Source organism: Burkholderia dolosa (genome assembly GCF_902499135.1).
GTDB lineage: Bacteria > Pseudomonadota > Gammaproteobacteria > Burkholderiales > Burkholderiaceae > Burkholderia > Burkholderia dolosa.
The window spans coordinates 1-20,582 of the sequence record NZ_CABVPR010000061.1 but is presented as its reverse complement, the minus strand read 5'-3'; the positions used below and the strand labels follow the sequence as shown (position 1 = coordinate 20,582).

15 protein-coding genes are annotated in these 20,582 nt (G+C 68.4%); 8 read left to right on the top strand and 7 right to left on the bottom strand.

Going from position 1 to position 20,582, the window contains the following annotated elements; all coding sequences use genetic code 11:
- Positions 1-65 precede the first annotated feature (65 nt).
- From BUB20358_RS22395 to BUB20358_RS22365, 7 genes are all read right to left on the bottom strand, one after another.
- On the bottom strand, positions 66-1,460 hold the full coding sequence (locus BUB20358_RS22395; RefSeq protein WP_249181817.1) for a cytochrome-c peroxidase: 1,395 nt from the start codon (positions 1,458-1,460) through the stop codon (positions 66-68).
- Positions 1,430-2,896 carry a metallophosphoesterase family protein gene (locus BUB20358_RS22390; protein WP_035973973.1) on the bottom strand — a complete coding sequence of 489 codons (1,467 nt, stop codon included), beginning with the start codon at positions 2,894-2,896 and terminating at the stop codon, positions 1,430-1,432. Before BUB20358_RS22390 ends, BUB20358_RS22395 begins: the two co-directional genes overlap by 31 nt.
- Before the next feature lie 274 nt (positions 2,897-3,170).
- A complete protein-coding gene (locus tag BUB20358_RS22385; RefSeq protein ID WP_006765755.1) occupies positions 3,171-3,479 on the bottom strand; it encodes a hypothetical protein in 309 nt (102 codons plus the stop codon).
- 58 nt (positions 3,480-3,537) lie between these two features.
- Positions 3,538-5,559, bottom strand: coding sequence for a BCCT family transporter (locus BUB20358_RS22380; RefSeq protein ID WP_035973976.1), 2,022 nt, complete (start codon positions 5,557-5,559; stop codon positions 3,538-3,540).
- Between the two features lie 296 nt (positions 5,560-5,855).
- The gene (locus BUB20358_RS22375) at positions 5,856-7,043 is read right to left on the bottom strand and encodes a porin (protein WP_035973977.1); all 1,188 of its coding nucleotides are present in this window, start codon (positions 7,041-7,043) and stop codon (positions 5,856-5,858) included.
- 113 nt (positions 7,044-7,156) lie between these two features.
- Positions 7,157-9,577 (bottom strand): glycoside hydrolase family 31 protein, encoded by a 2,421-nt coding sequence (locus BUB20358_RS22370; RefSeq protein WP_006765756.1) that lies wholly within the window; start codon positions 9,575-9,577, stop codon positions 7,157-7,159.
- Between the two features lie 27 nt (positions 9,578-9,604).
- Positions 9,605-10,876 (bottom strand): MFS transporter, encoded by a 1,272-nt coding sequence (locus BUB20358_RS22365; protein ID WP_006765757.1) that lies wholly within the window; start codon positions 10,874-10,876, stop codon positions 9,605-9,607.
- Between the two features lie 479 nt (positions 10,877-11,355).
- Here BUB20358_RS22365 and BUB20358_RS22360 point away from each other — a divergent pair, with 479 nt between their 5' ends.
- The 8 genes from BUB20358_RS22360 to BUB20358_RS22325 all read left to right on the top strand — a co-directional run.
- On the top strand, positions 11,356-12,300 hold the full coding sequence (locus tag BUB20358_RS22360) for a MurR/RpiR family transcriptional regulator (protein ID WP_006765758.1): 945 nt from the start codon (positions 11,356-11,358) through the stop codon (positions 12,298-12,300).
- Positions 12,297-13,283: an isoaspartyl peptidase/L-asparaginase family protein gene (locus tag BUB20358_RS22355; protein ID WP_035973979.1), complete on the top strand. Its 987-nt coding sequence runs from the start codon at positions 12,297-12,299 to the stop codon at positions 13,281-13,283. The genes BUB20358_RS22360 and BUB20358_RS22355 overlap by 4 nt, the downstream gene beginning before the upstream one ends.
- Positions 13,284-13,309: 26 nt before the next feature.
- On the top strand, positions 13,310-15,265 hold the full coding sequence (locus BUB20358_RS22350) for a dipeptide ABC transporter ATP-binding protein (protein ID WP_035973980.1): 1,956 nt from the start codon (positions 13,310-13,312) through the stop codon (positions 15,263-15,265).
- A gap of 141 nt (positions 15,266-15,406) precedes the next feature.
- Positions 15,407-16,969, top strand: coding sequence for a glutathione ABC transporter substrate-binding protein GsiB (gene gsiB / locus BUB20358_RS22345; protein WP_006765760.1), 1,563 nt, complete (start codon positions 15,407-15,409; stop codon positions 16,967-16,969).
- Positions 16,970-17,036: 67 nt separating this feature from the next.
- Complete coding sequence (gsiC, locus tag BUB20358_RS22340) at positions 17,037-17,957, top strand: glutathione ABC transporter permease GsiC (protein ID WP_006765761.1); 921 nt, start codon at positions 17,037-17,039, stop codon at positions 17,955-17,957.
- A 7-nt stretch (positions 17,958-17,964) separates the two neighbouring features.
- Positions 17,965-18,858, top strand: a complete 894-nt coding sequence (gsiD, locus tag BUB20358_RS22335; RefSeq protein WP_006765762.1) for a glutathione ABC transporter permease GsiD — start codon at positions 17,965-17,967, stop codon at positions 18,856-18,858.
- Positions 18,858-19,952, top strand: a complete 1,095-nt coding sequence (locus BUB20358_RS22330; protein ID WP_035973981.1) for a DmpA family aminopeptidase — start codon at positions 18,858-18,860, stop codon at positions 19,950-19,952. The genes gsiD and BUB20358_RS22330 overlap by 1 nt, the downstream gene beginning before the upstream one ends.
- Positions 19,952-20,582: M55 family metallopeptidase (locus BUB20358_RS22325; protein ID WP_174905120.1), on the top strand; the 631-nt coding region annotated here is incomplete at its 3' end. The genes BUB20358_RS22330 and BUB20358_RS22325, both read left to right, overlap by 1 nt.

The following is a 20,582-nucleotide window of genomic DNA, read 5'->3' as shown; positions in this document are numbered from 1 at the left end:
CTTGCCAAGGAGCTCTCGGACGGTGTCGACAGCGGAAAGGCGAGTATTGCGGCTCGCTTGGCGATTCAGCGCGGCGACACGGCGCTGCGATGCAGCATGCGAACATTGTTCGCGTAACGCGCGTCGGTCAGCGTGCCGAGGAACGCGACGATGTCGTCGATCTCGGCCTCGGTCAGCGCCGGCGGCGTGCCGGGCCGGCGATTCATCGGCGTCGAATTGACGTTGATGTTGCCGCGATAGGCGGCCGGCACGTCGTCGAACGTCGCGGCGCCGTGATACCAGCGGCCGGGGTCCGTCGAGCGCGTGTTGTAGAACGCGACGGCGTCGCGCAGCGTCGTGAAGACGCCGTTGTGCATGAAGGTCTGTTTGATCGCGACGTTGCGCAGCCCGGGCGTGCGCAGGTAGCCGCACCATTGCGTCGGTTCCGGCCAGCGCAGGCGCGCTGCGGTGTCGCACAGCCCGTTGTCGAAATGGCGCGGATCGCGGTTCGCCGGCAGCGCGCGGTTGCGCGGCACGGCGATCGCGTCGTAGCCGAAATCGGTGAAAAGCGAGCGCTCCGGCCGGTTCGACGTGTCGGACAGCGTATGGCAGCTCATGCAGTTGCCCTTGTCGGGATTCCGGAACAGCGCAAGGCCGCGCATTTCGGCCGGTGCGAGCGGCTTGCGCGTGCGCAGGTACGTGTCGAAGCGCGACGTGAACGGCGCCATCTCGTCGCTCTGCAGATAGGCTTCGATCGCCAAGCCGAGCGCGCGCACGAGCTGCCCGGGATCGCGCCGTACCGACGCGCCGAAGCGCTCGGCCAGTTCCGGCGCCAGTTCGGTTGCGTCGACCTTGCGCAGCAGCGCGGCCGGCGACCGGTTGTTCATCTCGTTCGGATCGAACAGCGGCCCGCGGATCTGCTCGGCGAGCGTGTCCGCGCGACCGTCGCTGAACAGCCCGCCGAACGGCGACGGCGCGGGTGCGTCGTCGTCCTGGTAGAAGTGCCGGCGCGGTACGTAGCGCACGTACAGCAGCGACGGCGCGTTGCGTTGGCTGAAGCGCCCGGGCCGGCTGCCTTCCGGCACGCCGGGCCCGGCCAGCGAAGCGGCCGACAGCGTCGGCGCAAACGCGCGGCCGGGATCGTGGCAGCCCGCGCACGACGTTCCGCGCGGCTCGGACAGCCGCGCGTCGAAGAAAATCCGGCGGCCGAGTGCGACGAGCGTCGGGTCGGGTGCAAAGCGGGCGGTCGCCGCGTCGATCTTGCCCGCGACCTGCGGCGTGCCGCTGCCGATCGTACCGACGACGCGCGACGGCGGCGCGCCGGGCAACAGCACCGTTTCGGACGGTGCGGCGTGCGTTGCGAGCGCGATGCTCGCGAACGATGCGGCTGCGAGCAGGCGGACGGCACGCGCGGGGCGCCCGTGACGACCGTCACGTCGAACGTCGTCGATCACGGCGCGATGAATCCCGTCTTGTCGCATGCGAGCGTCGTACCGGACTGATCGCACGACGCGAGCAGCTTGCCGGCCGCCGAATACGCATGGAACGTCCAGCCCGTCGCCGGCGCCGGACGCCGCTCCATGATCAGAAACCCGAAGCTGTTGTTGTGCGACAGCCGCTCGATCACCGCGCCCGGTGCAGGCGTCAGGCCGGCCGGGAACGGGTCGGGCAGCGCGACGTCGAGGTTGTCGCCGCCGTTGCCGGACACGATCGTCGCCGGATGTCCGGACGAGAAGTTGATCGCCTGGAAGTCGTGCACGTGCCCGTGCAGCGCGACGTGCACGCCGGGCGGGTAGTACGCCTGGGCGTTGAGGCTCGCCATCACGGACTGCAGCGCGAGGTTGCCGGGCGCGGGCGTGCTGCCCGCGATTGGCGCGAACGCGAGGATCGGATGATGGTTCGTGAAGAGCGTCGTCGTGATGCCCGGCTTCGCCGCGAGCGCGGCCACCGTCTGAAACTGCTTCTGATAGATCTTGAATTGCGCGTCTGTCGTCTTCAGCGGATTGCGGCCGACCTTCGCGGTGTCGAACACGATCACCTGCGTGCCGCCGCCGAGCGATACCGCATACGGTTCCGAGTAGTTCGCATCGTTGTCGTTGGCCGGATCGTCGCACGAACGGGCCGCCGAATACGGACGCGGATCGAGGAAGCGGTACCAGCCCTGGCCCGCACGCGCGCATTCTTCATGGTTGCCGCGCACGACGATCCACGGCGCCTTCGCGAACAGCGGAGCCGCCGGGCGGAACAGGTCGGCTTGCCAGGTATCCCAGCCGTAGCCCCACGGGCTGTCCTTGCAGCCGGCGATGTCCGGCGGGCATGCGTTCTCGCGGTAGTGATAGTCGCCGACATGCAGCACCAGATCCGGCGACAGCTTCGCGACGCTCGCCGCGATCGTGTCGAACGGCCAGACCGTCGCGTCGTTGCACGCCTGCCACGCGTTGTCGGCCTTCTTCATCCGGCAGCCGGTGTCGGCGATGATCGCGATGCGCTGCGGCTGCGCCTTCGGCAGCGGCAGCGCGCGGCCTGCGACGCTCGCCGCCTGCGCGCCGGCCGGCAATGCCGCCTCACAGACCGACACCGGGAAGCTCGACGGCTTCGAGTCGGCCGGATCGCTCGCGGTCGGCCGCTGCGCGACGGTCGCGGCGCCCGCGCGCAACGCCATTCTCGACAGCTTGCCGTCGACCGACAGTTGCGGACACACCGGATCGCCGGCGGAAGCGGGGCTGTAGTCGGTGATGACGCGGGCGATCGCCTGGTTCGCGTCGCCGATTTCGACCCACGCGGCCTGCACGTTGATCGCGGCGCTTGCCGGATCGGCGGGCGTGTCGATGTGGTTCGAGCACGAGGGCAGCAGCGCCGCGAGGGCAGCAACTGAAGCACAGCGCACGAGCAGTGCGCGCGGGTGGAGTCGTCGCATGGGAGGCACCGTAGGAAAGCCGTCAACGATACGCAGCGCGAATGTAAGAAATATGAACGATCGGGGCGGCGTGAGCATGTCGTAAGGCTACGCTTGTGGCGTCCGAGTGCGAGTGCGGGGCCCCAGTCGCCAGTCCCAAGTCCGTGTCTGAATACGAGTCTGAGCCGATCCCGTATCGCGTCAGCTCGCGGCAGTCGGTCACAAACGTTGAACGGCGCAGCTTCGTCTCAGGGCGCGCCGTTCGGGCATGTGAAGCCAATTCGTGCTGCCGGCCTCAACGGCGCGTCGCGCGCAGCATCAGCCATGCACAACCTGCCGCGACAAGGGCGAGTCCGAGCAGAATCGCCTCGACGCCCAGTCCGAAGCCCGGCGGCATTTCGCCGCTGTTCGGCATGGGCGACAGGTTTCCCGCCATCGCGACGGCGCCGCCAGTAAGCAGCGCAATACATGCAATCCAGTAGGGCCTGCCGCGCCGTGCGACGCGGATGCGCCACAGCGCGATGCCGAGTGCGCCGAAGTACAGCACGGCGAGCGCTCCGAGCGCGACGATGTCGGCGCTGCGATCGTGCAGCAGCCCGTTCATCGAGCGGCTCCTTTCGGTATCGCCGTACGGTCGGCCCGAGCGGGCGTGATCCACGGGTTCAATCGGCCTCCGTCGCACGTCCCGGTGCGCGGCTCAGCAGATGTGTGCGCTTGTCGGCCGCGAGCGACACGTACCGTTCGTACTGGCGCAGCACGTCGGCGATTACTTCGTCGCCGCGCAGGTATTCGATCGCGTAGCCGAGTCGCCCGTCCGCGAAGAACGTGGCAATTCCGTACACGTGCGGACGTTCCAATTCCGGCTCCGCGGCCTCGCGCACGAGAAAGGCGGGCGCGGATTTCGCCGTCACGCGCACGCCGTATACGAAATCGCGATGTTCGGCGGTCGGAACGATGAGCCGCACGACGTTCCCGCCGTCGCGCTGCACGTGCGCGTCGACGCCGCCTGCGCGTAGTTCGTCGGCAACCTTGCGTAGTGCAGGCTCGACCGTCTCGGTAACGAAGCGGCGAGCGTCGGACTCGGTGGTCTGCCGCAGGATGTGCGTCAGCCGGTGGCGCCAGTGCAGGCCGGTCCAGAAGCTCGTTGCGGGCGCAACGTCCCGCGAATGGTGCGCCCGGTCGGCCGCGAGCCCGCGCCACAGTCCGTAGCACAGCGCGAGCATGATGATTGCGACGGGCAGTGCGGCGATCAACGTCATCGCTTGCAGTGCGCCGAGTCCGCCCGCGACGAGCAGCACGGCGGCCGTCGCGCCGAGCAGCGCGGCCCAGAACAGCCGCTGCCATACCGGCGAGTTCTCGGCGCCGCGCGTCGCGATCTGGTCGAGCACGAACGCGCCCGAATCGGCCGACGTGACGAAGAACACCGCAATCAGCACGATCGACACGAACGACAGCAAGTGCGTCAGAGGCAGGAAGTCGAAGAAGCGGAACAGCAGAGCGTCCACGTCGGTGGCCGTCTGCGCGAGCGCGCCTGCCGCGCCGTGCGCGTCGAGCCAGATCGCGCTGTTGCCGAACACCGTCATCCACACGAGATTGAACGCCGTCGGCACCAGCAGCACGCCGATCACGAACTGGCGGATCGTGCGGCCGCGCGAAATGCGTGCGATGAACATGCCGACGAACGGCGACCACGACACCCACCATGCCCAGTACAGGATCGTCCAGCCGCCAAACCAGCCCTCCTCGTTCGGCGACGCGTACGCATACGTGCGGAATGACAGATCGACGATGCCGGCCAGATACTGGCCGACGTTGTCGCCGAGCGCGCGCAGCAGAAACAGCGTCGGGCCCGTGGCTGCCACGAACGCGAGCAGCAGGAACGCCAGCAGCAGGTTCAGCTCGGACAGGCGCCGCACGCCCTTGTCGAGGCCGCTCGCGGCCGATGCGCCGGCGACGATCATGACGAGCGCGATGAGCCCGACGCGGAACGCGTTGCCGCTCGTGTCCCAGCCGGTGACGGTGTGAAGGCCCGCGCCGATCTGCACCACGCCGTAGCCGAGCGTCGTCGCGATCCCGGCGACCGTGCCGACGAGCGCGAACGCATCGACGGCATGGCCGGCCCAGCCGTTCACGCGCTCGCGTAGCACCGGATACAGCCCCGAGCGCAGCGTCAGCGGCAGGTTGTAGCGGAAGCCGAAATACGCGAGCACGAGCCCCATCAATCCGTAGACGGCCCACGCATGAAAGCCCCAGTGGAAGAAGGTCATCAGCATCGACTCGCGTGCGGCGGCCGGTGTGCCGGGGGCAGCGAGCGGCGGCTTCAGGAAATGCTGCATCGGCTCGCCGACGCCGAAGTACATGAGGCCGATGCCCATGCCGGCCGCGAACAGCATGGCCGTCCACGACACGAAGCTGAACTCCGGTTCGGCGTCGTCGGGGCCGAGCCGGATGTTGCCGCAGTCGCTTGCGGCGATCAGCACCAGAAACACCAGGAATGCGGTCACGGCGAACAGGTAGAACCAGTCGAAGCGCGACACGACCCATTGCTGGCCGGCCGAGAACAACGCGCCGGCCTCCGCAGGCAGCAGAGCGCAAACGGCGAGCAGCGCGCCGACGATCACGAGCGCCGGTACGACGACTTGCGGCTTGAATGTGACTCGAGGCGAAAGGCGGGAATCCGGCATGGCTGGCATCCAGTTGTGGGAACAACGACGCGCGATGCTACCGGGCACGTGACATGCGCGCACGGAACCCTGTACGGGGTGCGCCGAGTGTAACCCGGTGTCAGGACTGCAAGAAAGTACGTGCAGACGGAAAGCTGACGAATTGTAAGCCATCGATGCGAGCGCGGAAACGGACGGCGCGTGCGGGGCGAGGAGACGCGCGCGACGTTGCAGGGGCCGGCACGCGCATACGATCCGCTGCGGCCGGCGTCGCGTTCGGGATGCCGGGCAGCACGCGCAACGTGCTGCCGCCGGCTTCAGAAGGTCACCGCAATCCCCGCCATACCGACGAATTGACCATGCGTCGTCGACGGCGTGAGCTGCTGCGAATCGCCGACGATCGGCGCCGCATCGACGATATGGCCGCCGCCTTGCGCACCGAGCGTCTGCCCGCTCGAATGCGTATACGCCTGCAGCGCATAAAGCGTCGTGCGCTTCGACAGGCTGTACGACTCCTTCAGCGAATACTGCTGATAGCGAGCCGCACTCGCGATCCCGTTCGCCTTCGACGCGAGCGTATACGAGAACGCGCCGGCGACCGCGAACGTCGGCGTGAAGCGATACGCGGCGAGCGCGCCGTACGTATTGAACACCGCGGTGTCGGTGAACGCGGCGCCGTTGCCCGGCAGGTACTTCACGTTGGAGTAGTTGAGCCCCATCGTCAGATCGCCGAGCGTGTAGTTGCCGGCTGCCGCGACCTGTTCGACGGCCTTCGCGGTCAGGTAGCCCTGGTTCAGCACCGACACGGCGAAGCTGCCCGACGATGCGATCTCCGGATTCTGGAAGCCGGCCGACGAGCCGGAACTGTTGATCCGCAGATAGCCGGCCGCGATGCCGACCGGCCCGTTCGCGTAACGCAGCGCGGCGCTGAACGTGTTGCCCTTGCCGGTCGCGCCCGCGATGCCGCCGAACGCGTACATCGCGCTCGCCGTCAGTCCGGCGAACATCGGCGACGTATAGGTGACCGAGTTGTTCACGCGGATCGTCGTGTCGAGTCCGTCGATGTCGCCGGGGTGCGCGCCGGTCGCGCCGGTCAGCCATGCGCTCGGCGCGTACGGACCGACGAGCAGGAAGTACGGCGTGTACTGGCGGCCGGCCGTCACGGTGCCGTAGCGGTCGTTGCGCAGCCCGACGAACGCCTGCCGGTTGAAGATCGTGCCGGCCGCGGCCTGCGCGCCGGTGTTCAGGTTGAAGCCGGCCTGCAGATCGAAGATCGCGTGCGTGCCGCCGCCGAGATCCTCGTCGCCGCGCAGCCCGAACTTCGACGCATACAGGTTGCCGTCGCGCATGTACACGTTCGAGTGACCTTGCTGGTTGTTCACGTACGCGAGCGAGTCGTCGACGACGCCGTACAGCGTCACGCTGCTCTGGGCGTGGGCCGCCGATGCGCCGAGCGACGCGGCGGAAAAAATCAGGAACGCATAACGGTGATGCGATCTTTTCATTGTCGATCTCCAAGTCTCTTCAAACGGGGCGGGAGGCTGACGAGCCTCCTCTGTGGTTGGCGGCAGGCCGCGCACGCGACCCGCCGGATTCGTGCCGATCGGGCGGCGCGAACTCAGCCGTCGAACGCGACGACGAGCCGGCGCCACACGCCGTCCTGCGCATCGTGTTCGACCCGCGCGCCGCGCACGGCGAGCGCGCCTTGCAGCGACGCGGGCAGCAGAATGTCGATGCGCTCGGCAGGGCGGCGCAGCTTGCCGTCCCAGCGCACCGACACGGCGAGCGCACCGGAGCCGTCGCGCGCGGTGTCGATCCGCCATAGTCCGTATTCGCCGTCGCGCCATGCTTCCGTTTCGCCGTCGTCCTCGACGCATTCGCCGTGCGCGACGCCGTCGTCGATGCGCGGCGCGACGATGAAGCCGCGCGCATCGGCGCGCGCGCCGAAATGCTGTTGCGCGACGTTCAGCGGCAGCACACGGCCTTCGCGCAGCAGCATCACCGGCGTGTCGAGCGGCGCCGGCAGCGTCACGCTCGCGCCGCCGTCGAACGACTGCGCGCTCGCGCAGCACAGCCAGCGCGCATCGGACGGCAGATACACGGTGCGTTCCGTGCGGCCCGGCTCGACGACCGGCGCGACGAGCAGCGCGTCGCCGAGCATCATGTCGTCGCATTCGTCGTAACAGCGCGCATCGGCCGGGAAATCGGCGAAGGTCGGCCGCAGTACCGGTTCGTAGCGCGTGGTCGACAGCCACAGCAGGTGATAGAGATACGGCAGCAGCCGGTAGCGCTGCTTGATCAGCGATGCGACCTGCGCGGCGATTTCCGGATACATCCACGGCTCGTTCACGGTGCCGTCGTCGTTCCACGAGTGGATGCTGAAGCGCGGCATGAAGATGCCGAACTGCACCCAGCGCAGCAGCAGCTCGGGCGACGGCGCGGGGCCGGAGAAGCCGCCGATGTCGTGGCCGATGTTCGACACGCCGGACAGCGCGAGCCCGAGTCCCATCTTCAGGTTGTAGCGCAGCGTCTCCCACGACGTGTAGTTGTCGCCGGACCACGTCTGCACGTAGCGCTGCATGCCCGCGCCGCCGGAGCGCGACACGAGGAACGGCCGCAGCGCCGGCGCGTGCGCGCGCTGCGCGTCGCGCGACGCACGCATCATCAGCATCGTCTGCAGCACTTTCGCTTCGCGCGCGGGGAACGGCTGGCCGAAACCGTGCGCGATCGCATCGGGCGACCAGATCTCGTATTCGTTGTTGTCGTTCCACGTCGACGCGATGCCGTAGTCGAGCAGCGCCGACGTCACCTGTTCCTGCCACCAGCGATATGCGTCGGGCTGCGTGAAGTCGAGGTACGCGCCGACTTCGTCCCAGAACTGCACCCACGCGGGTTCGCCCGATGCGGAGCGGATCAGCAGCCCGCGTCGCGCGGCTTCGTCGAACGCCGGATGGTCGCGCAGCAAACACGGCTTGATGTTCGCGCACAGGCGGATGCCGTGATCGAGGTAATGCCGGACGAAACCCTTCGGATCGGGAAACTTGTCGCGGTTCCAGTTGAACACGTAGCGTTTCGCGCCGATCGACGTATAGCCGGACGACAGGTGGAACGAATCGCACAGCACGTCGTGCGCGTCGCACTGCTCGACGAACCGGTTCATTTGCTGCTGCGCGTCGGGCGCGTCGGTGTAGCTCATCGTCGAGCCCGAGTAGCCGAGGCCCCATTTCGGCGTGCGCGCGGGGCGTCCGGTGAGCCACGTGAAGCGCCGCGCGGCCGCGAGCGGTGTGTCGGGCGACGCGATGAAGTAGTAGTCGAGATCGCCGTGCTCGGCGACGAAGTAGCGATAAGGGCCGTGATAGTTGTCGAGTTCGCGTCCCATGTCGAACGCGCAGTCGGACAGCGTGTCGTAGAACAGCCCGAACCCGTGGCGCGCGTCGGGCGACCACGTGATGTAGAACGGGATGTGCTTGTACAGCGGGTCCGTGTGCTTCGCGCTGTAGCCCATCGCGTCGATGTTGCGCATCTCGAAGCGCGCGCCGGTGCGATCGAGCTCGCCTGCACGCTCGCCGAGGCCGAACACCTTGTCGCCGCGTTCGCGCGCGACGTAGTGATATGCGCGGTCGTCCCACCAGCCGAAGTTGTATGCCTGCGTCGCACGGTCGGCGAGCACGACGCGCCATGCGCCGTCGGCGCCGCGCATCGACCACGTGCACCGGCCGCCTTGGCGGCGCACCGCGAGCCGCACCTGCGTGGTTTCGACGTGGACGGCATCGGCGTCCTCGATCAGTTCGTATGCGGGCAGCGCGAAGCCGCTGAGGTCGAGCCGGTCCCGCCCGTCGAGCGGCACGTCGTCGAGGCCGGGCGCGATCGTCCATGTGCGCGGGGTGCGCGCGACCGCGTCGGGCAGCACGCGCACGCGGACGATGTCGTCCTCGAGCACGAAGATCTCGACGGTCGCGCCCGTGTCGGATGCGAGCAGCACGCGGTTTCCGTGCCGGGCGGCGACGCGGAACACCGGCGGATGAAGAAGCGAAGTCATGAAAGCGGTTCCTGGTGAGAGCGAATGTCACGCATGCTGTGCGAGCAGGCGTTCCTGCTTCGACTGTCCGCGGATCAGCAGCGCGAGCAGCGTGACGCCGACGATGTCGAACAGGCCGAGGCAAGCGAACAGCGGTGCGTAGCCGATCTTGTCGGCGAGCGCGCCGACCAGCAGCGAGAAGCCGAGCCCGCCGATCCACGCGGCCATTCCGGCAAAGCCGCTCGCGGTGCCGACTTCCTCGGGATCGAACACGTCGGCCGACAGCGTGTTCACGAGCGCGGAGATCATCTGGTGCGCGAAGCCGCCGACGCAGAACAGCGCGATGGCCGTGTACGGCGACGATACGAGCCCGATCGTCGCCGGCCCGAGCATCAGCACCGCGCCGAGCGCGACGCCCGCGACGCGCGACCACACGAGCGGCAGCTTGAACCGCTTCGCGAGATACGGCGACAGGTAGCCACCCGCGATGCCGCCGAGGTCGGCCGCGAGAAACGGCATCCACGCGAAGATCGCGATCTGCTTGAGCTCCATATGGCGCTCGGTCGCGAGGTACAGCGGAATCCAGAAACTGAAGGTCTGCCATGCGGGTTCCGCGAAGAAGCGCGGCAGCGCGATCGCCCAGAAGCGCCGCGCGGTGACGACGTCGCGGATGCGGCGCTTCGATACGGCGGGCATCGTCGTCTGACCGTCGTGGATCAGTGCGCGCTCGCGCGGCGTGATGCGCGGATGCTCGGCGGGCGACCGGTACAGCACGTACCACAGCGCGGCCCACACGAACCCGAGCGCGCCCGTGACCATGAACGCGGCCTGCCAGCCGAGCCGCATCGAGATGAACACGACGAGCGGCGGCGCGATCGCGGCGCCGAGCGACGTGCCCGCGTTGAAGTAGCCGACCGCGACGGATTTCTCGCGGTCAGGAAACCATTCGGCGACGGCTTTCATCCCCGACGGAATCGCGGCGGCCTCGAACAGCCCGAGAAAGCCGCGCAGCACGCCGAGCGACAGCCAGCCGGACGCGAACCCGTGCGCGACGCCGACCACCGACCACAGCATCGCGAACAGCGCGAAACCGAGCCGCAACCCGATCAGGTCGACGACGAACCCGCACACCGGCTGCATGATCGTGTAGCCGATCTGGAACGCGCCGACGATGTACGAGTACTGCTGCGTCGAAATCGAAAAGACCTGCTTCAGCTCGGGCGCAAGCACCGCGAGCGAATTTCGCGCGAGGTAGTTGAGGATCGTGCCGAGACACACGAGCACGATGATCCACCAGCGCAACGCCTTCACTGTCTTCACTGCCGTCTCCTGTTTCAGCCGGGCACGCGCGCGGCGTCCGCCCGGTCCATGCGGACGCGTCGTCGCGCATGGGTTGTGTGTGTTTATTTGTACGATGTCCGATCAGAAAGGGAGCCAATTCTCCTGATCTTTATCGCTATATCAGTGTTCGATCGAACATTTCGCGGCCATTGAAAGCCAATGTTATCTGACGACTGATCATTTTCGAACATCGTATGTTCGAATGCGAAGCAGGTCAACGGCAATCTGCATTCGAACGAACTTATTCGGGGTTTTCCCGAGCCTCGTGCGAACGTCGTGCACGGCGACGCAACGCAACCCCGGTGCGCAATGCCCGCACGGTGCGCTTGCGCGCTGATCGGACGACTGGCGGCCGCGTCGGATGCGGAGCCATCGTCGCCGCGAACATGAAAATTTATTTTTTTCTCGCTGAAGGATTGTGTAAATTCATTTTCATCATCCTTGCAACGACCCTTCGCATGACGTCTCTCGCTCCGCACGACGCCGGCCACGACGAAACGGCGATCGCCGAACGCATCGCCGCCGCGATGCCACTGATGACGCCGATCCATCGGCGCATGGGCGAATTCGTGCTCGCGAATCCGTTTCGCGCGGCGACGATGCGGATCGACGAGCTCGCGCAGGCGGTGAACGCGTCGATCGCGACCGCGAACCGCTTCGCGAAAGCGCTGGGCTTCGACGGCTATCCGGCGATGCGTGCGGCGCTCGTGCGCGGCTTCGAGGCGACGCTCGGTCCGGTCGAACGGTTGCGCTCGGCGCAGGAGCAGGAGCCGGGCGTGCGCGACGCGGTATGGATCGATGCGGTGTTCGACCAGGCCGTCGCGAACATCGGCAACACGCGCGCGCAGCTCGACGCGGCCGATATCGAGGCGGCGGTCGAAGCGATCGTCGGCGCGCGGCGCGTGCTGATCCTCGGCGCGGGGTCGAGCGCGTTTCTCGCGGGGCTGATGGAGCACGGCTTGTCGGTATGTCACGACAGCGTGCAGTCGCTCGCGCTGCTCGGCGGGCCGTCGCATGCGGCGCGCCGGCTCTATACGGCGGACGAGCGCGATCTCGTGATCGCGCTCGTGTTTCCGCGCTACGTGAAGGACACGATCGAACTCGCGCGCCGTGCGGCGGCGCGCGGCGCGCGCGTGCTCGGCATCACCGACGGGCCGGAGTCGCCGCTTGCGCCGATCGCGTCGCTGAAGCTGTACGTGAAGGCCGAACGGCGCTTCGCGGCGACGTCCGAAGCCGCCGTGCTGACGATGATCGAGGCATTGATCGACGCGGTCGCGCTGCGCACGCACCGCTCCGCGAAATCCGCCGCCGAGATGACCGAATTCCTGCTGCCGTGGCTCGTGCAGCCGCAGGCGGCGCTGCCGGCCGCCAAACCCTCTTCTTCCGCTCCGAAAAAATCATGACTTCACCCGCGATCGTCGCGATTCACGGCGGCGCAGGCACGATCCTGCGCGATGCGATGGACACCGATACCGAACGCCGCTACCGCGCCGAACTGACCGCGATTCTGCGCGCCGCGCAGCAGGTGCTCGCCGATGGCGGCAGCGCGCTCGACGCCGTCACCGTCGCGGTGCGGATGCTCGAGGATTGCCCGCTGTTCAATGCCGGACGCGGCGCCGTCTATACGGCCGACGGCACGCACGAACTCGATGCGGCGATCATGGACGGCGCGACGCTCGCCGCCGGCGCGATCTGCTGCGCGACGCGCACGCGCAACCCGGTGCTCGCCGCGCGGCGCGTGATGGAGGCGAGCGAGCACGTGCTGTTCGCCGGCGCCGGCGCCGATGCGTTCGCGGCCGCGCAGGGGCTCGAACTCGTCGAGCCCGGCTACTTCGACACCGAATCGCGTCATGCGCAGTGGCTGAAGGCGCGCGCGGCCGCGGGTGCGATGCTGGACCACGATGCCGCGACGTTCGCGTTCGGCGCCGCGCAGCCGGCCGAGCCGCTCGATCCGGACCGCAAGCACGGCACGGTGGGCGCGGTCGCGTGCGACGTGCACGGACACATCGCGGCGGCGACGTCGACGGGCGGGATCACGAACAAGCAGCCGGGGCGCGTCGGCGATTCGCCGATCATCGGCGCCGGCTGCTATGCGGACGACGCGACCTGCGCGGTATCGGCGACCGGCACCGGCGAGATGTTCATCCGGCTCGCGACCGCGCACGACGTCGCCGCGCAGATCGCGTATCGCGGCGCGTCGCTGGCGGACGCCGCGCACGACGTCGTGATGAACAAGCTGCCGCGCATCGCGGGCCGCGGCGGGATCATCGCGGTCGATGCGCACGGCAACGTCGCGATGCCGTTCAACACCGAAGGGATGTATCGCGGCTACGCGCGTGTCGGCGACGCGCCGGTAGTCGGCATCTATCGCGACGACGCGGCCTGATTGCGGACCGTTCCAGGAGACCACGCATGAGTTCGACCCGAAACCCGTCCGGCCTGGCGCTGCCCGAGCAGCGCGTCGTCGCGGTCGACGACCTGTCGGTCATGTTCCGCCGCGAGAACGCGACGTTCGACGCGGTGCGCAACGTGTCGTTTCACGTCGATCGCGGCGAGACGCTCGCGATCGTCGGCGAATCGGGCTCCGGCAAGTCCGTCACGTCGCTCGCGCTGATGCGGCTCGTCGAGCACGGCGGCGGCGAGATCACGAGCGGCCGGATCGCGTTGCGGCGCCGCAGCGGCGCGGTCGTCGATCTTGCGCAGGCGAGCGCCGCGACGATGCGCGGCATTCGCGGCGCCGACATCGCGATGATCTTCCAGGAGCCGATGACGTCGCTGAACCCGGTGTTCACGGTCGGCGACCAGATCAGCGAGGCGATCGTGCTGCACCAGTCGAAGAGCGCCGACGATGCGCGCGCGGAAGCGCTGCGGCTGCTCGATCTCGTGCGCATTCCGGAGGCGCGCCGCGTGTTCGCGCGCTATCCGCATCAGCTGTCGGGCGGGATGCGGCAGCGCGTGATGATCGCGATGGCGCTGTCGTGCCGCCCGGCGCTGCTGATCGCCGACGAGCCGACCACCGCGCTCGACGTGACGATCCAGGCGCAGATCCTGCAGCTGATCCGCGGGCTGCAGGACGAGATGAACATGGGCGTGATCTTCATCACGCACGACATGGGCGTGGTCGCCGAAGTCGCCGATCGCGTGCTCGTGATGTATCGCGGCGAGAAGGTCGAGGAGGGCGAGTCCGCACGGATCTTCGCGACGCCCGCGCACCGCTACACGCGCGCGCTGCTCGCGGCCGTGCCGCGTCTCGGGTCGATGCAGGGCACCGATGCGCCGCGGAAGTTTCCGCTGCTGAACGCGGACGGCACGCGCGCGAGCGCGCCGGGGGCGCCGGCGGGATCGACCGCATCGGCCGCATCGGCCGCATCGGCCGCAGCGGCCGCGACCGACGATGCGCCCGGCGCCGCGCAGCCGCGCGTCGATCCGGCCGCGCCGCCGATCCTGCGCGTGCGCGACCTCGTCACGCGCTTTCCGGTGAAGAGCGGCGTGTTCGGCCGCGTGTCGCAGTACGTGCACGCGGTCGAGCGCGTGAGCTTCGAGCTGCGCGCGGGCGAGACGCTCGCGCTGGTCGGCGAGTCGGGCTGCGGCAAGTCGACGACGGGCCGCTCGCTGCTGCGCCTCGTCGAATCGCAGAGCGGCTCGATCGAGTTCGACGGCCGCGACATCAGCGCGCTGAAGGGCGCGGAGCTGCAGGCACTGCGCCGGAACATCCAGTTCATCTTCCAGGATCCGTTCGCGTCGCTGAACCCGCGGCTGACCGTCGGCTTCTCGATCATGGAGCCGCTGCTCGTGCACGGCGTCGCGAGCGGCCGCGAAGCGCAGGCGCGCGTCGACTGGCTGCTCGACAAGGTCGGGCTGCGGCCCGACGCCGCGCGCCGCTATCCGCACGAATTCTCCGGCGGCCAGCGGCAGCGGATCGCGATCGCGCGTGCGCTCGCGCTGAACCCGAAGGTCGTGATCGCGGACGAGTCGGTATCGGCGCTCGACGTGTCGGTGCAGGCGCAGATCGTCAACCTGATGCTCGACCTGCAGCGCGAGCTCGGCGTCGCGTATCTGTTCATCTCGCACGACATGGCCGTCGTCGAGCGCATCAGCCATCGCGTCGCGGTGATGTATCTCGGGCAGATCGTCGAGATTGGCCCGCGCCGCGCGGTGTTCGAGGCGCCGCAGCATCCGTATACGAAGAAGCTGATGAGCGCGGTGCCGGTGGCCGACCCGGCGCGCCGGCATGCGCCGTGCCAGCTCGCGGCGGACGAGATTCCGAGCCCGATCCGTGCGGCGGGCGACGAGCCGGTCGTCGCGCCGCTCGTCGCGGTCGGTCCCGATCATTACGTCGCGACGCATCGCGTCGGCGGCGCGTATTGATGTATTGACGTATCGAGCATCGAGCGCGGGTGCGCGCGCCGCGACCGCGGTGCGCGAGCCCGCGGGCAGTCGCAGCGAAGTCGAAACCGAAACCGAAACGCCCGCAAGGCGTCACCGATTCATCCACAGGAGCCCAGCAACATGAACAAGCAGCATCCGTTTCCGATGTTTCGCCCGCGCGCGTGTTTCGTCGCGCTTGCCGGCGCGTTCGCGCTGTCGGCCGCGCTGCCCGCGTTCGCACAGCAGACCGCGGTCATGGCGGTGGACTCGACGTTCACGACGATGGACCCTTACGACGCGAACGACACGGTGTCGCAGGCCGTCGTCAAGTCGTTCTATCAGGGGCTGTTCGGCTTCGACAAGGACATGAAGCTCGTCAACGTCCTCGCGACCGGCTACGAAGCGAGCCCGGACGCGAAGACGTACACGATCAAGCTGCGCTCGGGCGTGAAGTTCCATGACGGCACCGATTTCAACGCGGCGGCCGTGAAGGCGAACTTCGACCGCGTGACGGATCCGGCGAATCACCTGAAGCGCTACAACCTGTTCCGCGTGATCGAGAAGACCGAGGTCGTCGATCCGACGACGGTGAAGATCACGCTGCACGAGCCGTTCTCGGCGTTCATCAACACGCTCGCGCATCCGTCGGCCGTGATGATCTCGCCGGCTGCGCTGAAGACGTGGGGGCGCGACATCGCGCTGCATCCGGTCGGCACCGGCCCGTTCGAGTTCGTCGAATGGAAGCAGACGGACGACCTGAAGGTGAAGAAGTTCGCCGGCTACTGGAAGAAGGGCTATCCGAAGATCGATGCGATCGACTGGAAGCCGGTGGTCGACAACAACACGCGCGCGGCGCTGATGAAGACGGGCGAAGCCGATTTCGCGTTCCGCATTCCGTTCGAGCAGGCGGCCGAGCTGAAGGGCAATCCGAAGGTGGACGTGGTCGAGCGGCCGTCGATCGTGCAGCGCTACGTGTCGCTGAACATGCTGCAGAAGCCGTTCGACAATCCGAAGGTGCGCCAGGCGCTCAACTATGCGGTGAACAAGGAGGCGCTCGCGAAGGTCGCGTTCGCCGGCTTCGCGACGCCGGCGACCGGCGTCGTGCCGCAGGGCGTCGACTATGCGACGAAGCTCGGGCCGTGGCCGTACGATCCGGCGAAGGCGCGCGCGCTGCTGAAGGAGGCCGGCTATCCGAACGGCTTCGAGACGACGCTTTGGTCCGCGTACAACAACTCGACGTCGCAGAAGGCGATCCAGTTCGTGCAGCAGCAGCTCGCGCAGGTCGGCGTGAAGGTGCAGGTGCAGGCGCTCGAAGCGGGCGAGCGCGTCGCGAAGGTCGAGAGCGCGCCCGATCCGGCGAAGGCGCCGGTGCGGATGTACTACATCGGCTGGTCGTCGTCGACCGGCGAAGCGAACTGGGCGATCACGCCGCTGCTCGCGTCGTCGTCGGCGCCGCCGAAGCTCGTGAACACCGCGTACTACAAGAGCGACGTGGTCGACGGCGATCTCGCGAAGGCGCTCGAGACGGTCGATCGCACGAAGAAGGCCGAGCTGTATGCGGACGCGCAGAAGCAGATCTGGGCCGACGCGCCGTGGATCTTCCTCGTGCAGGAGAAGATCGTCTATGCGCGCAGCAAGCGGCTGCAGGGTGCGTACGTGATGCCGGACGGCTCGTTCAACTTCGACGAAATCTCGCTGAAATGACGGCGGTTCGTCCGCCATGCGGCGCCGGCCGTGCAAGCGGCCGGCGCGCTGACCCGATCGGTGCCCCATGCTGAATTTCCTCGTCAAACGCCTGTTCGGCCTGTTGCCGACGCTCGCGATCGTCGCGGTGCTCGTGTTCCTGTTCGTGCATCTGCTGCCGGGCGATCCGGCGCGGCTGGCGGCCGGCCCCGAGGCCGACGAAGCGACGGTCGCACTCGTGCGTGCCGATCTCGGCCTCGACCGGCCGCTGCCCGCGCAGTTCGCGAACTTCTTCGTGAAGATCGCGCACGGCGACTTCGGCGTGTCGACGCGCAGCAAGCGGCCGGTGTCGACCGAGATCGGCGAGCGCTTCATGCCGACGCTGCTGCTGACGCTCGTCAGCATGGTGTGGGCGACCGCGTTCGGGATGGCGATCGGGATCGCGTCGGCCGTGTGGCGCAATCGGTGGCCGGACCGCGTCGGGATGACGATCGCGGTGTCGGGCATCTCGTTTCCCGCGTTCGCGCTCGGCATGCTGCTGATGGAGATCTTCTCGGTGAAGCTCGGCTGGCTGCCGGTCGTTCCCGACGGCACGTGGAAGAGCTACGTGCTGCCGTCGCTGACGCTCGGCGCCGCGGTCGCGGCGGTGATGGCGCGCTTCACGCGCGCGTCGTTCGTCGAGGTGCTGAACGAGGACTTCGTGCGCACCGCGCGCGCGAAGGGCGTGCACGAGCCGATGGTCGTGCTCAAGCATTGCCTGCGCAACGCGATGATTCCGGTCGTCACGATGATGGGGCTGCAGTTCGGCTTCCTGCTCGGCGGGTCGATCGTCGTCGAGGCTGTGTTCAACTGGCCGGGCCTCGGACGCCTGCTCGTCGACGCGGTGACGATGCGCGACTATCCGGTGATCCAGGCGATCGTGCTGCTGTTCTCGCTGGAATTCATCCTGATCAACCTGACCGTCGACGTGCTGTACGCGGTCATCAACCCGACCATCCGGTTCAAGTGAGGTTCGCATGAATGCGACTGTCCAGCCGTCGGCGCCGGCCGCAGCGCCCGCGATCCGCACGCCGTGGAGCGAATTCTGGCGCAAGTTCCGCAAGCAGACCGTCGCGCTCGTCGCGGCCGGCTTCGTGCTCGTGCTCGTCGTGCTCGCGTTCGTGGGCCCACACGTCGTGCCGTTCGATCCGGAGAACTACTTCGACTACGACGCGCTGAACGCCGGGCCGTCGGCGGCTCACTGGTTCGGCGTCGATTCGCTCGGCCGCGACATCTTCAGCCGGATCGTCGCCGGCACGCGCATCTCGCTCGCCGCAGGCTTTTTCTCGGTCGCGCTCGGCGCGGTCGTCGGCACGTTCTTCGGGCTGCTCGCCGGCTACTACGAAGGCTGGTGGGACCGCATCACGATGCGCGTGGCCGACGTGCTGTTCGCGTTCCCGGGGATTCTGCTCGCGATCGGCGTCGTCGCGATCCTCGGCAACGGAATGGTCAACGTGATCTGCGCGGTCGCGATCTTCAGCATTCCGGCGTTCGCGCGGCTCGTGCGCGGCAACACGCTGATGCTCAAGCACATGACCTACGTCGAGGCCGCGCGCAGCATCGGCGCGTCGGACTGGACGATCATCATGCGGCACATCCTGCCGGGCACGGTGTCGTCGGTCGTCGTGTACTTCACGATGCGCATCGGCACGTCGATCATCACGGCCGCGAGCCTGTCGTTTCTCGGGCTCGGCGCGCAGCCGCCGACGCCGGAGTGGGGCGCGATGCTGAACGAGGCGCGTGCGGACATGGTGACGGCGCCGCACGTCGCGATCTTTCCGAGTCTCGCGATTTTCCTGACGGTGCTCGCGTTCAACCTGCTCGGCGACGGGCTGCGCGACGCGCTCGATCCGAAGCTGGAGCGCCGCTGATGAGCGCCGCGCCGATGTGGAGCGCGACGCTGCCGGCCGGGCCGCGCGGCACGATCGCCGACGTGCCGGGCGTCACGGTCGGCCATTGCACGCTCGACGCGGGCGACGTGCAGACCGGCGTCACGGTCGTGAAGCCGCATCCGGGCGATCTGTACCGCAGCAAGGTGCCGGCCGGCGCGGCCGTGATCAACGGCTTCGGCAAGAGCGTCGGGCTCGTGCAGGTCGACGAGCTGGGCACGCTCGAGACGCCGATCGCACTGACCAACACGTTCGGCGTCGCCGCGCTCGCGCATGCGCAGATCCGCGCGGCGATCGCCGCGAATCCGCAGATCGGCCGCGACTGGCCGACCGTGAATCCGCTCGTGTTCGAGTGCAACGACGGCTATCTGAACGACATTCATGCGTGCGCGGTGACGGCCGAGCACTACGACGCCGCATGCCGCGCGGCATCGCGCGACGTCGCGCGCGGCGCGGTGGGCGCCGGGCGCGGGATGTCCTGCTTCGACCTGAAAGGCGGGATCGGCTCGGCGTCGCGCGTCGCGACGGCGGCCGGCCGGCCGTATACGGTCGGCGCGCTCGTGCTCGCGAATTTCGGCCGGCTGCCGATGCTGACGCTCGGCGGCGTGCCGGTCGGGCGCATCGTCGAGCAGCGGCGCGCGATCGAGGCCGCGGCCGCACAGGTCGCACCGCCCGAGCACGGGTCGATCATCATGCTGCTCGCGACCGATGCGCCGCTCGACGCGCGGCAATTGTCGCGGCTCGCACGCCGCGCCGGCGCGGGGCTCGCGCGCACCGGTTCGGTCTACGGACACGGCAGCGGCGATATCGCGCTCGCGTTTTCGACCGCGTGGACGGTCGCGCACGACGCGGCGTACGTCGCGCTGCCGTCGCTCGTCGCCGATGCCGCGCTCGATCCGCTGTTCATGGCCGCGGCCGAAAGCGTCGAACACGCGATCGCGGATGCGCTGCTGCAAGCGGTGACGGTCGCCGGGCGCGACGCTCACGTGCGGCAGTCGCTGCGCGACGCCGTGCCCGATCTCGATCGCCTGTTCCGACCGTTCGGCGAACGCAACGAAGGACGTCCCATTCACTGATGAAGATCCTGATTTCGACCGACATCGAAGGTGTGGCCGGCGTGTTCGCCGTCGAGCAGACGCGCGCCGGCAATCCGGAATACGAGCGCGCGCGCCGCTGGATGACCGCCGAGGCGAACGCGGCGATCGAAGGCGCGTTCGCCGCCGGCGCGCAGGCCGTCTGGGTCAACGACTCGCACGGCGGCTTCCGCAACCTGCTGCCCGACGGGCTCGACGCGCGTGCGCGCATCGTGCTCGGCAAGCCGCGCACGCTCGGGATGATGGCGGGCCTCGAGCAACGGCCCGACCTCGTGTTCATGATCGGCTTTCACGCGAAATCGCAGACGCGCGGCGTGCTCGCGCACACGATCAACAGCTTCGCGTTCACGCAGGTGTGGGTGAACGGCGTCGAGCTCGGCGAAGCCGGGCTGTACGGTGCGCTCGCGCGCGAATACGGCGCGCACGTCGCGCTCGCGACCGGCGACGACGTGTTCGTCGACGAGACGCGGCCGCTGTTTCCCGACGCGCGTTTCGAAATCGTGAAGACGGCGAGCGGCGCGTCGAGCGGCGACACGCTGACGCCCGCCGCGTCGTGCGCGCGGATCGCCGCTGCCGCGCGCGACGCGGTCGAGCGCGCGCTGTCGGCCGGCC